Genomic DNA, 12208 nt, shown 5'->3' on the forward strand with positions numbered 1-12208 from the left:
TTATGCGTCATGGTCCAGCAGCGCCAGCGCGCCATAAATGCCCGAGCGGGTACCCAGCCCCGGCAGACAAATAATGTCGTCCAGACTCTTGCCCTGAGGGAAGACAATGTAGTCCTTCAGGCTGGCTGACGTTTTATAAACAATACGCTCCATCATGCCCGTTTTCTGCATTACACCGCCACCGAACACGATTTTTTGGGCGCTTAAACCTACCATCAGGTTATGGCACAATTGCGCCAGCACGTCGGCAAGTTTATCCCAGGCTTCGTGATCATCCGGCAGCGTATCAGACGGCTGTCCCCAGATTTTACCCAGTGCCGTACCTGATGCCAGACCTTCCACGCAATTACCGTGGAAAGGGCACACACCTTCTATGCCCTTTGGCGGGATGACTTTAAAATGGCCCATTTCAGGATGCACCAGACCATGCAGGGGCTTTCCGTTAATCACCACTCCGCCGCCGACACCGGTACCAACCGTTACATACACAGCCACGCTGGCTTCCTGCGCGGCACCCCAGCGATATTCCGCCAGCGCTGCAGCATTTACGTCTGTATCAATTTCAACCTCACAATCCAGTGCGCTGGCAAAGTAAGGCGCAACAGACGCGAAGCTCCAGTGAGGTTTCGGCGTTTTGGTAATGAAGCCCCAGGTATCGGAGCTTTTATCCAAATCCAACGGACCAAAACTGGCAATTCCCATCTTCGAAAAGTGGTAGCCTCTGGCCCGCTGTGCTTCAAAGAAACTGACACAGGCAGCCAGGGTTTCTTCCGGCGTCGTAGTGGGTATGCGGATTTCTTCAACGATATGCCTGGCAGCATCCACAATAGCGCAATTAAACTTTGTTCCGCCGGCTTCAATAACCGCATAATACTGATCAAGCAGCGCCATATTCACTAGCCTCAATTTTTTCTAACTGACGTTGAGTCGGGTTCTTCAGATAATTAAATAACAGACCGGCAAACAGCAAACTGGCAAACACGGTGGCAACCATAAAGCCATATTTAGCATCACCACCATTTGCGTCACTGACTAGTCCCATAATGAACGGACCGGCCGCTGCTCCGGCTGCAGTGAAAAAGAGTATCACACCCGCCACCGATCCGTGCTGATGTTTAGGAAAGCAACTGATGCCTTTGGAATTAAACGTCGGATAAATCACCGACATAAAGATACCGGTAAGCGGAAACAGATAAAGTGCCACCTGTTTGCCCCCCATCAGACCGCCGGCAAAGCACACAACAATGGCACCGCTGAATAACATCAGAACCAGTGCCCAGTTAAAATGACTCATCATCCAGATCCCGACAAAGCGTCCGGCAGCACGAAGTATGAAAAAAGCGGTAACAGAATAAATGGCCAGAGTTTGGGCCGCGCCGCCGGTATAACAATCATAAGTCGCTCTTAACGAGGCTGCGTCGCACACCAGATAGCTTGGCATCCACACATAAATCGCACTTTCCGCAGCAACATATAAAAAGGCACCGGTGGAAAAACCCAGCGCATAAGGATTTTTAACCAGAGACAAACTTTGACGGACTGAGACTTTTTCAACGCTGTCGTCCTGATTGCGGGTATAAACCGGATACTTCACCCACACCGCAACCACTATCAGAAATGTGCAGATCCCGCCGGCGATAATGTACAGGTACTGCCAGGGCACACCCTTATGAATAAGCCAGGCAACGATCAGCGGGCCGATTATCGCACCCACTCCAAAGAAGGCCTCAGCACCGTTCATGGTAGCGGTATGCTGTTTCGTTGATGAGGAAATATCACCGATAAGCGCCAGCGCACCTGTTTTAAAAATCCCCACCGCAATGCCGGATAAGGTCATCAGGCTGACAATAAAAACAAAGTTGTTGGCGATAAAGAAGCTGTAGCACGCCAGACCGAATACACTTAATCCGATTATGATGGTGGTTTTACGACCAAGGCGGTCAGCAAGAAACCCCAGTAACAAACCAGACATTGCAATACCCAGCATGGGCAGAGAATGCATCAGACTTGCCTGAGCATTAGTGACATCAAAGGCCACTTTCACTTCTTTAATTATTTCGCCCACAGAATCTGATGTCATTGCGAACATCATAAACATTAAGTACGTAAGCCATCGAATGAACTGGCTGTTCGACTGTTGCATACGGCTGCCTCATAAACTGCAGATAAGGCAACCTGTGGCCCCTCACCTGAGGATTAAATTTCAACTATTAACATTTCTTTATCATCACCTCGTCTAAACTTAACCATTTAAACGTGTGAGACTTTTTCGATTAAGTGTAGACAATTTCTCCTGAGACACTAGAAATAAGTCATTCAGAATGTTTTGCAAAAATCACTTAATCGTTTAAGATAAAGTAACAGAACGTACAAACTCTGTAAACATCATTGTGAATCAAATGTGAATTCCAAACCGCCATCTTCCGGTGTTTACAGTGAAAGGCAGGAGTATAAAATGAATTATGCCGCAGACAGCGAACAGTGTTTAAGCCGTATTCTGGCTTCTGTGGATCTGTCCATGCTCAGTAAGCGCGACAGTGCAACCTTTGTCAGTCGTCTGGAAGCCCACTTCCCCACGTTATTCCAACGTTATACCTTTGTGTATGGTCATCAGTATGACTGTTATTACCATCTGCAAAAACTGGTAGAGCTGCTGCGAGACGGACTGAAAGCCCGTAAGCCAAAGTTAAAACAGCAGGATGCTGCCAAGCTGAAGGATCCCCGCTGGTATAAAGGTCAGGAACAAACCGGACTCGCCTGTTACGTCGATCTCATGGGTCCGACACTGAAAGATTTGCACCATAAAATCCCCTACTATAAAGCGCTGGGGATCACCTACATTCATTTAATGCCACTGTACGATTCACCCGAAGGTGACAGTGATGGCGGCTACGCAGTTTCCGATTACCGCAAAGTGAACCCGTCACTGGGTAATATGAAAGATCTTGAAGCTCTGTCAGATGCGTTGCAGGCAGAAGGCATAGACCTGGTGCTGGATTTTGTTTTTAACCACACCTCAGACGAACACGCATGGGCGAAGGCTGCGCTGGCGGGGGATAAAACCTGTCAGAACTATTATTACCTGTTTGATGACCGTACCATTCCTGATCAATATGAGCGGGATTTACGGGAAATTTTCCCTCAGGTTCGCAGAGGCAGCTTCACCTACAACGACACCATGGAAAAATGGGTGTGGACGACGTTCAACAGTTTCCAGTGGGATTTAAATTACAGTAATCCGGAAGTGTTTAACGCCATCACTTCAGAAATGCTGTTTCTGGCAAACATAGGTTGTGCAGGACTGCGTCTGGATGCCCTCGCCTTTATCTGGAAAGACATGGGCACCAATTGCGAAAATCAGCCCAATGCCCACCGCCTGATCCAGGCATTCAACGCCTGCCTTCAAATCGTAGCGCCGGCCGTTGTATTCAAATCAGAAGCGATTGTGCATCCTGACGAGGTGCTGAAGTACATCGATAAGAAAGAGTGCCAGCTGTCTTATAACCCGTTATTAATGGCATTATTGTGGAACAGTCTCGCCACAAGAAAAACACGCCTGCTGACACAATCTCTGAAGAAGAGCTTTGTCATTCCTGACGACACCACATGGGTGAACTATGTGCGTTGTCACGATGATATTGGCTGGACATTCGATGACGGCGTAGCACATGAGATTGGTGTTAACCCTTATGATCACCGTTACTTCCTGAACCAGTATTTCACCGGTCGTTTTGACGGTTCCTTCTCGTCAGGGGTACCTTTTGCAGAAAATCCGTCTAATGGTGACTGCCGTGTATGTGGTTCACTGGCTTCACTTTGCGGACTGGAAAAAGCACTGGTCAGCATGGATCAGAATGCCATCGACACAGCCATAGAACGTATGCTGTTGCTCTACGGCATTACCTTTTCTATCGGCGGTATTCCGCTTATTTATTCCAGCGATGAACTCGGTTTACTGAACGACTACAGCTACCGCGACAACCCGGCGAAGCGTCATGATGACCGCTGGGTAAACCGTATAGCGGTTACTGATGCGCATATTGAAAATGTGATGAACCAGGACAAAGCGCCGGCCGGCCTTAATGAAGCCTGCCAACGAAAAGTCTTTAATGGTCTGAAAACAATGCTGGATATCCGCAGGCAGCATGCTGTTTTCGGTGATGCCCGTACGGAAATCCTGGATACCGGTAATCATCATTGCTTTGGTTTTGTCCGCTATAACCAGCAGGGCCAGAAAATGCTGGGCCTGTGCAATTTCAGCGAGCATGCACAGCAGGTAAGCGGCAATATTTTGAATACTATCGAACATAAACCGGCCCGTGACTTGTTAAGTGACAGCAAGCTCACTGGTCACGAACAGGTTATTTCACTGCGTCCCTATCAGTTAAGCTGGTGGCTTATCTGACCCTCATGCGCCGGCTTCCCCTATGCCGGCGCATTTTCAAACCTTTTTAAGTTATTCATCGTAGTTATTTGAAAACCGGTGGTGAAAAGTTCTTTACAATTCTGTAATTGGACTATAATCCCGTTAGTGCTTTCATCTGATCCTCCTTACTATGTCTCTTGCGGTTTTAGAAGTCCCGGCAACAGACGTGGAGAATTTAGCTGTTAATAACACTGTTAGTTGCAGATGCGACTGATGTATCGATTTCTACGGAACAGAAATCGCGACTTCACTTTAAAATAAGGAAACGTTATGAATGCTACCCTGGAGCAAGAATATCTTTGCCCGCATTGTAGTCATATCAATGCCATTGAACTGGATACGCACCGTGAAATGTACCGTGAAATGTACACCACCTGTGACAAGTGCGGCTCTCATCTGGAAGTGGTACCCGCCGATGGTATCGGCGAGAAAATCAATCTTATTGTCTCTTTAGCGTCTTCTGATATCGCGCTGCGATAATCTTCTCAAGCATGCAAACTGCCTGTGTGCGCAGGCAGTTTTCTTAACCTTAATTAGTCTTTGAAGAATTCCTGACGGAGTAACGGGTCGGTAGTGAATTGTCCGCCGAGTGCAGAGGTTTTCGTGTAGGAATTGGTATCTCTGATCCCGCGGGCTTTTACGCAGTAATGCGTCGCATTAATAGATACCGCCACATCCTCAGTGTCCGCCAGCGTCTGGATAGCCACCAGCACTTGCTGCGTGAGCCGTTCCTGTACCTGAGGTCGCTGGGCAAAGAAGCTCACCAGACGATTCAGTTTCGACAAACCAATCACTGTATCTTTCGGGATATAAGACACTCTTGCCGTGCCGTCGATGGTGACAAAGTGGTGTTCACAGGTACTTGTCAGACTGATATCTGTAACCTGTACAGGTTGATTGAGCTGCATCTTATTCTCAATCACAGTGATCTTAGGAAAATTCCGGTAGTCCAGACCGCCAAATATTTCATTAACGTACATTTTCGCAATGCGCGCCGGTGTTTCAGCCAGACTGTCATCAGTACGATCTAACCCGAGCGTATCCATGATGTCTGTCATCGCCGCCTGAATGCGTGCGCGCTTCTCATCATCAGACAGACCATTGCGCACCATAGGTGTTTCCAGTCCTTTCGCTTCAAGTGCATTTCTTACCTTAATTGCCGCAGGGGACAATCCGGGTTCGATTGCGTCACGTACAACTACTGCTTCATTTGATAACATTAGAAAAATTCCGAACAACCTGATTTTCATTTAACGAAAAAGGCTATACTTACAGACCACTTTTTTCGTCAGATGATAAAAATTTAATGATGAAACCAGGGGCGTTAACCTGATCATCCAAGGAGTTTGCTTTGCCCAGTCCAGTGCTGATAACCGGTGCTTCGCAGCGCGTTGGCCTTGCCATCGCCGAAAACCTGCTCACAAACAACTATCCCGTAATTGTAACATACCGTACTCATAAAGCTTCCATTGAGCGCCTTGAAAAAGCCGGTGCGGTGGCAATTTGTGCAGATTTTAGCACCGATGACGGCATCCTGCGATGTATTGAAGCGGTGAAAAGTCACACAACCAGCCTGCGGGCGGTCATTCACAATGCATCATCATGGGACTCAGAAAAACACAGCAAAGATTATGCGGCCCTGTTTGATGCCATGATGCAAATCCACGCGAAAGCGCCTTATCTGATGAATATGGGATTGAAATCGTTACTGACAACCACAGAAGAAAAAACAGATATCATCCACATAACCGATTTTGTGCAGGACATTGGCAGTGAAAAACACCTGGCTTACGCTGCCAGCAAAGCGGCACTGCATAACCTGACCTTATCATTTGCACAAATGCTCGCGCCGGATGTAAAGGTAAACACCATTGCGCCGGCACTGCTGATGTTTAACGAAGGCGACGATGAAGCCTATAAGCAAAAAGCGCTGGCCAAGTCGCTGATGCAGAGTGAGCCCGGCGCTCAGGCTGCGGTTGATGCAGTGAACTATCTGCTCAATGCATCGTATGTGACCGGAGAGACGTTGCAGGTCAATGGCGGACGCCATCTTAAATTCAACTGATTTCAACGTCTTTTATTTATCGCCATTTTGGGACGGGGTATACTTGCGCCGTCTACTAACTGATTCAACGGAACCGCAATGACGAACACACCTTCACCACTTATTCCTGAGTGGGAAGCCATCGATGCTGTGATCCTCGCCTGGCCCCATGACCAGACTGACTGGGCTCCCTGGCTTGAAGAAACAAGAGCCACTTATCTGCAGGTGATTGAGCAGGTGAATGTCGCCAAAGCCGGTGTCATTCTGCTGTGCCGTGAAAGTGATATTGCCGGCGTGCAAAGCCGCTTACCTGCCAGTGCACGGGTATTAATTGTGTCTGCTGAATTCAATGATACGTGGGCACGGGACTATGCATTTTTAACATGCAGAGCCGCGGGCGATACAACCAGCCCGGGACAACCCGTCGAGTTTCAGTTTAACGGCTGGGGCAATAAATTCGATGCGTCACTGGATAACCGGGTAAACCAGCGTTATCTGGCGGGTATGTGTCAGCTTCCACTGAAAACCAGTGATGTCGTTGCCGAAGGCGGCGCTCTGGAGATTGATGAGAACGGCCACCTGCTGTCAACGGCACAGTGCCTGCAAAATCCTGAGCGCAACGGCAAAATGCCCCTGGCACAATATGATGATGAATTCCGCAAGATGCTGGATTGCTCTGCAGTGACCATTTTTCACCAGGGACACCTTGAAGGCGACGATACCGACGGTCACATTGATACATTGGTGCGTTTTACACCGTCACAAGGTCTGGTTATTCAGGCCGCGGATAACTGCCCCGAAGACAGTCATTTTGCCGGTCTGGCTGCGTTGTGTGAAGAGTGCGCGGATGCGTTCCCTGCCCATGAGCAATTCAGATTGCCGTTACCGGAAATGTATAACGATGACGGTGATCGTCTGCCAGCATCCTATGCGAATTTCCTGATTTGCAATGATGCGGTTTTACTGCCTGTGTATCAGCAGCCTCAGGACGCAGAAGCCATTGCTGTCACGCAGGCCGCCTTCCCTGATCACACCATCGTACCGGTGAATTGTGACACCCTGGTACGACAATACGGCAGTCTGCATTGTATTTCCATGCAGGTTCCGGTTAACACATTGAAGCCTGCTGTACTGGCTCAACTGAATAAAGGAGTGACCCTCTATGCCTAAGAAATCCCTTAAAGTAGGTCTGGTTCAGCAGGCCGTTGCCGGCAACGATAAAGCCACCAACTGGAACAAGAGTGCAGAGCAGGTTGCTAAGCTGGCCGCTGAAGGTTGCGAATGTATTTTATTACAGGAGCTTCATTCAACGCTGTATTTCTGTCAGGAAGAAGACACGAATGCATTTGATCTGGCAGAGCCCATTCCGGGACCGGCTACAGACTTCTTTGGCGAGCTGGCAGAAAAACACAATATTGTGCTGGTAACCTCTTTGTTCGAAAAGCGGGGCTCAGGGCTGTATCACAATACCGCCGTGGTGTTTGACCGCAGCAAAGAAATTGCCGGTAAATACCGCAAAATGCATATTCCTGATGATCCCGGTTTTTACGAGAAGTTTTACTTTACGCCGGGCGACATGGGCTTTAGGCCAATTGAAACCAGTGTGGGTAAACTCGGTGTGCTGGTTTGCTGGGATCAGTGGTATCCGGAAGCAGCCCGCCTGATGGCGATGGCCGGTGCAGATTTATTGTTCTACCCCACCGCTATCGGATGGGATATGACCGATACGGAAGAAGAGCGTCAGCGCCAGCACGGTGCCTGGCATACGATTCAGCGCGCTCACTCTGTTGCCAACTCGTTACCTGTCATTGTGGCAAACCGTACCGGTTTTGAAGCCTCTCCGGTAGAAGGCGACCCGGGCATTCAGTTCTGGGGACAGAGTTTTATTTCCGGCCCCCAAGGTGAAGTGCTTGCACAGGCCTCCGCCGACAAAGAGGAAACGCTGGCGGTAGAACTGGATATGGAAAGAACTGAAAAGGTAAAACGCATCTGGCCTTACTTCCGTGACCGTCGCATTGACGCCTATGAAGATTTAACTAAACGCTGGCGGGATTAAGCTTCCGCCAGCCCGCAGGCTGCCGTCTTGCCTTCAGCGCAAACGGTGGCTTGTGCGCTTATCCAGCTCATCCCCCACAAAATCACTGTCTTTAAATCTGGTCAGCGGAAACCACCTCACCGCATAGATATCATTCCCTGCAAGCAGCATCAGAGAAGGGAAAAATAATACTGCCCCAGCGAAGCGGAATGTAAACTGAAACAGCAGGAATGTGCTTACCAGCATAAACAAGGTTGCACCGTATCGCCATAACCGGCTGACTCTGACAGGTTGCCAGCATTCACGGCACATAAACTTACCGCTGTTAACAAGGGCTTTCATGCAAATACTGCGGCTTTTGCAGCAGGGACAGCGACGATGTGTGTACATAGTGGCAGCGTTCCGGTAGATAACTGCGTGCCAGTGTAGTACACCCGATACAACAGGATAACTGTACTTTCAGTCAGGTTTACAGCGGTATATTTTATTTTCGTACAGTAAAAAACATTGCCTTTCACCAGGCTTCAGCAACGCAGTGAGTACCCCGCTGCTGACATCCAGACCACCGGTGTACTGCCCGAAGGCAGGCATGATAAACAGGCTGTCATCGCTTATAAAACACTTACCGGAGAAACGTTTTCTGCCAACGCAGGTGCGGGCTTTAGGGTGAAAATGGCCGATGATTTGCGCATCCGGAGATTGGGCCCCGGAAGGCGTGTCTGCGGATTCATCCGGTTCGTGCTGCAGCCTGATATTGCCCCAGTGCAAAACAGCCATTGTACGGCCACCGGCACCGGCCGGGATCTCAGGGTCATGGTTGCCGGCTATCCATACCCAGTCTTTAATTTGTGCCGTTAAACCAGCCAGCAGCTTTCTTTCTGCAATGCCCATGCGATCAAAGCCACCGGCATCATGGAAACTGTCCCCCAGGCAGATAACCTGTGCCGGCGCATAGTCTGACAGTATTTCCTGCAGGCGCTGCAATGTCGCCAGACTGTCCAGTTGTGGCAACGGGTTGGCAAACCGGCTCAGATAGCTTCCCTTTTCGAAATGCAGATCGGATACCACCAGCGCGTCCCTGGCCGGGCAATACAGTACGCCCCTGCCATCGGCAATAAACACCTGCTGTGCAAACCTTACCGGCACTGCCCTGTTGTGCGCTACCAGACGGTTAAGCTGTTCTTCTGTTATTGCCACTCAATATCCTGCACTTTCTATCTGTTTCTCCCTGCTTCACCCGGCGCGCCACCACTTAACAAGGCTCTGATGTCTGCCATCATGTCTTCTGCTTCCTGATACAAACTGGCCTGCTCTATCACTGCATGTGCACCGGCGCCTTTCACCTGTTCGCTGCGCACATCCAGTACAATAGGAATGGCCATGGGAGACACTTTGGGTAAAATCACAAAGTGCAGTTTGTCATAAAACCGGATCAGCATGTCAGCCAGCCGTTTCAAATCCAGTAGTTCCCTCTCTGCGTCCGCACGGGTAACAGTCAGTAAAATATGGTCGGGTTCATGTTCCCGCAAGGTATCGTAAATCAGATCAGTGGAAAAGGTGACCTGCTTCATGGTTTTGTTGCTGCTGTGATAGCGTTGTTCTGTCAGGCCGCTGACCACGGCAACCTGCCTGAATGACCGTTTCAGCATCGGTGCATGCAGCATCCAGTCTTCCAGTTCGTCACCCAAAATATCCGGCCGGAACAATTGTTCCAGTTGCGCTTCTGTCACCTTCTCCAGCAAACATACAGACAAACCATAGTCCGTGACAGAAAAGCTCAGCGGTTTTAAACGCATTTTTTCCATGCGTCGCGTCATCAGCATGCCCAGTGTCTGGTTAGCCTTGCGACCCTCGAAGGTATAAAACAACAAGTAGTTTGTTTTGCGGTAAGGAAACTGCTCAATCAGCACCCGCTTGTTGTCGGGCAGGGCCGAGAATGCCTGCTGCAATTCCAGCCACTCCCTTACCTGTGCCGGTAACGTTGACCAGTCTGCCGGCGTATCCAGTATCTGCCTTACGCCCTCAGCCAGAAAAGTAGACATGGGCATTTGCCCGCCGGCGTAGGATGGGATTTTCGGCTCACCGCCTTTGCCGGGCTTGGCGTGCAACTGCATGTCCCGGATAGCTTCGAATTTAAGGATTTCTCCGGCAAACATAAAGGTGTCGCCGGGCACCAGTTGCTGGGCGAAGTACTCTTCCACCTCACCAATAATTTTGCCCTGATTGCCCCGGCGGATGCGCTTTACTTTCAACCGTCCGGCTTCCACTATGGTGCCGATATTTTGCCGGTGACGCTGAATAACCCGTTTGGATGCGGGGCTGTACGTGCCGTCCTCCCGTTTTTCCATCCGCTGGTAACGCTCGTAGGCACGCAGGGCATACCCGCCATCAAAGGTGAACTGCCACAACTTCATGAAATCGGCGTAATCGATACTTTGAAACGGTGCGGCATCCAGTACCTGCCGGTAAATATCCTCCGGGTCTGCGGGCTGACTGCAGGCGCAATTGAGTATAAATTGCGGCAGGATATCCATCGCCCCGGGAAGCAGCGGCTCGCCATCCAGCTCGCCTGCAGCAATGGCATTCATCGCCGCCCTGCATTCCACCGCTTCAAACCGGTTAGCCGGCACCAGCAACGCTTTACTGGGTTCATCCAGCCGGTGATTTGCCCGTCCAATACGCTGTAGCAACCGGCTGACGCCTTTGGGGGCGCCAATCTGTATGACCAGGTCGATATCACCCCAGTCAATCCCCAACTCCAGCGCAGAGGTACTGACAATAGCCCGTAAACTCCCCTGCCCCATCAGGCTTTCGGTTTTGCGGCGTTGATCTTTCGACAAAGAACCGTGGTACAACGCAATAGGTAAACCCTCCCGGTTTTCTTCCCACAGCATCTGAAATACAAGCTCGGCCTGTGCACGGGTATTCACAAACACCAGTGTGGTGCCTGCCAGTTTAATCGCGGTGTAAACTTCTTCCATGGCGTAGCGTGCCATAAAGCCGCCGAACGGCATGCGGTGCTCTGATTCCAGAAGGGTAATTTCAGGCTTCACCGCCTGCGGTACCTGAATCACTTCAGCCGGTTCCCCCGTCCGGCCAAGCCAGCCGGCAATAACCTCAGGGTGTGCAACCGTTGCCGACAATCCGACACGGTGCATATCAGGCGCAAGGGTTTGTAACCTTGCCAGTGCAAGAGAAGTGAAATCGCCACGCTTATTGGCAACCAGGCTGTGAACCTCATCAATGATCACCGTCTTCAAGTTTTTGAATATGGCCGGTGCATCGGCATACGACAGCAAAAGCATCAGTGATTCCGGTGTGGTAAGCAAAATATTCGGCGGTTTGCGCCGCTGACGCTGGCGTTTATGGGATGGGGTGTCTCCGGTACGGGTCTCAATGGTTACCGGCAGATCCATGGCCTCCACCGGTGCCATCAGGTTGCGCTGAATGTCGTTTGTCAGGGCTTTCAAAGGAGATATATACAAGGTGTGCAATCCTGCTACGGGATGGCGGTATAAATCAGCCAGAGAAGGCAGAAAACCGGACAGGGTTTTTCCTGCCCCGGTAGGAGCAATCAGCAGTGTGGCGTTATTGTCCGCGACAGCCGGCAGCATACGACGTTGATAGTCGCGCAGTTGCCAGCCTTTACTTCGTAGCCACTGATAAAAAGGAGGTGGAAGTCTTTTTGCCATAAACCAGTTAG

Annotated in this window: 11 protein-coding genes; 5 read left to right on the forward strand and 6 right to left on the reverse strand. The window is 50.1% G+C overall.

Annotated features, from left to right (window positions below):
- Together ACXAGC_RS18725 and ACXAGC_RS18730 are read right to left on the reverse strand one after the other, a co-directional pair.
- Window positions 1–891, reverse strand: a complete 891-nt coding sequence (locus ACXAGC_RS18725) for an ROK family protein (RefSeq protein ID WP_474846229.1) — start codon at window positions 889–891, stop codon at window positions 1–3.
- Complete coding sequence (locus tag ACXAGC_RS18730; protein WP_474846309.1) at window positions 878–2098, reverse strand: MFS transporter; 1221 nt, start codon at window positions 2096–2098, stop codon at window positions 878–880. The genes ACXAGC_RS18725 and ACXAGC_RS18730 overlap by 14 nt, the downstream gene beginning before the upstream one ends.
- Before the next feature lie 357 nt (window positions 2099–2455).
- Between ACXAGC_RS18730 and ACXAGC_RS18735 the strand changes: the two genes are divergently transcribed.
- Window positions 2456–4405 (forward strand): alpha-amylase family protein, encoded by a 1950-nt coding sequence (locus ACXAGC_RS18735; protein ID WP_474846231.1) that lies wholly within the window; start codon window positions 2456–2458, stop codon window positions 4403–4405.
- Window positions 4406–4696: 291 nt separating this feature from the next.
- Window positions 4697–4906: a hypothetical protein gene (locus ACXAGC_RS18740; RefSeq protein ID WP_303575518.1), complete on the forward strand. Its 210-nt coding sequence runs from the start codon at window positions 4697–4699 to the stop codon at window positions 4904–4906.
- 53 nt (window positions 4907–4959) lie between these two features.
- Here ACXAGC_RS18740 and folE read toward each other — a convergent pair whose 3' ends face one another.
- Complete coding sequence (gene folE, locus ACXAGC_RS18745; RefSeq protein WP_474846233.1) at window positions 4960–5646, reverse strand: GTP cyclohydrolase I FolE; 687 nt, start codon at window positions 5644–5646, stop codon at window positions 4960–4962.
- A gap of 131 nt (window positions 5647–5777) precedes the next feature.
- Between folE and folM the strand changes: the two genes are divergently transcribed.
- From folM to ACXAGC_RS18760, 3 genes are all read left to right on the forward strand, one after another.
- Window positions 5778–6491: a dihydromonapterin reductase gene (gene folM / locus ACXAGC_RS18750; protein ID WP_303575522.1), complete on the forward strand. Its 714-nt coding sequence runs from the start codon at window positions 5778–5780 to the stop codon at window positions 6489–6491.
- Window positions 6492–6569: 78 nt separating this feature from the next.
- Window positions 6570–7640 (forward strand): agmatine deiminase family protein, encoded by a 1071-nt coding sequence (locus ACXAGC_RS18755; RefSeq protein WP_474846235.1) that lies wholly within the window; start codon window positions 6570–6572, stop codon window positions 7638–7640.
- Window positions 7633–8526 (forward strand): carbon-nitrogen hydrolase, encoded by an 894-nt coding sequence (locus tag ACXAGC_RS18760; protein ID WP_474846237.1) that lies wholly within the window; start codon window positions 7633–7635, stop codon window positions 8524–8526. Before ACXAGC_RS18755 ends, ACXAGC_RS18760 begins: the two co-directional genes overlap by 8 nt.
- 33 nt (window positions 8527–8559) lie before the next feature.
- Here the strand turns inward: ACXAGC_RS18760 and ACXAGC_RS18765 are convergent, their stop codons facing one another.
- The 3 genes from ACXAGC_RS18765 to ACXAGC_RS18775 all read right to left on the reverse strand — a co-directional run bounded on the left by ACXAGC_RS18765 (window position 8560) and on the right by ACXAGC_RS18775 (window position 12197).
- On the reverse strand, window positions 8560–8847 hold the full coding sequence (locus tag ACXAGC_RS18765) for a hypothetical protein (RefSeq protein ID WP_474846239.1): 288 nt from the start codon (window positions 8845–8847) through the stop codon (window positions 8560–8562).
- A 117-nt stretch (window positions 8848–8964) separates the two neighbouring features.
- Entirely contained in the window at window positions 8965–9702 is a 738-nt protein-coding gene (gene pdeM, locus ACXAGC_RS18770) for a ligase-associated DNA damage response endonuclease PdeM (protein WP_474846241.1), read from the reverse strand.
- Window positions 9703–9719: 17 nt separating this feature from the next.
- Window positions 9720–12197 carry a ligase-associated DNA damage response DEXH box helicase gene (locus ACXAGC_RS18775; RefSeq protein WP_474846243.1) on the reverse strand — a complete coding sequence of 826 codons (2478 nt, stop codon included), beginning with the start codon at window positions 12195–12197 and terminating at the stop codon, window positions 9720–9722.
- Window positions 12198–12208 lie beyond the last annotated feature (11 nt).

This window comes from Alteromonas sp. AWJ4_197, assembly GCF_056160285.1.

Excerpts from the sequence above, each read along its gene's own strand:
- ACXAGC_RS18725 (WP_474846229.1), bottom strand. The coding sequence starts at position 891 with ATGGCGCTGCTTGATCAGTATTATGCGGTTATTGAAGCCGGCGGAACA.
- ACXAGC_RS18730 (WP_474846309.1), bottom strand. The coding sequence starts at position 2,098 with ATGTTTATGATGTTCGCAATGACATCAGATTCTGTGGGCGAAATAATT.
- ACXAGC_RS18735 (WP_474846231.1), top strand. The coding sequence starts at position 2,456 with ATGAATTATGCCGCAGACAGCGAACAGTGTTTAAGCCGTATTCTGGCT.
- ACXAGC_RS18740 (WP_303575518.1), top strand. The coding sequence starts at position 4,697 with ATGAATGCTACCCTGGAGCAAGAATATCTTTGCCCGCATTGTAGTCAT.
- folE (WP_474846233.1), bottom strand. The coding sequence starts at position 5,646 with ATGTTATCAAATGAAGCAGTAGTTGTACGTGACGCAATCGAACCCGGA.
- ACXAGC_RS18755 (WP_474846235.1), top strand. The coding sequence starts at position 6,570 with ATGACGAACACACCTTCACCACTTATTCCTGAGTGGGAAGCCATCGAT.
- ACXAGC_RS18760 (WP_474846237.1), top strand. The coding sequence starts at position 7,633 with ATGCCTAAGAAATCCCTTAAAGTAGGTCTGGTTCAGCAGGCCGTTGCC.
- ACXAGC_RS18765 (WP_474846239.1), bottom strand. The coding sequence starts at position 8,847 with ATGAAAGCCCTTGTTAACAGCGGTAAGTTTATGTGCCGTGAATGCTGG.
- ACXAGC_RS18775 (WP_474846243.1), bottom strand. The coding sequence starts at position 12,197 with ATGGCAAAAAGACTTCCACCTCCTTTTTATCAGTGGCTACGAAGTAAA.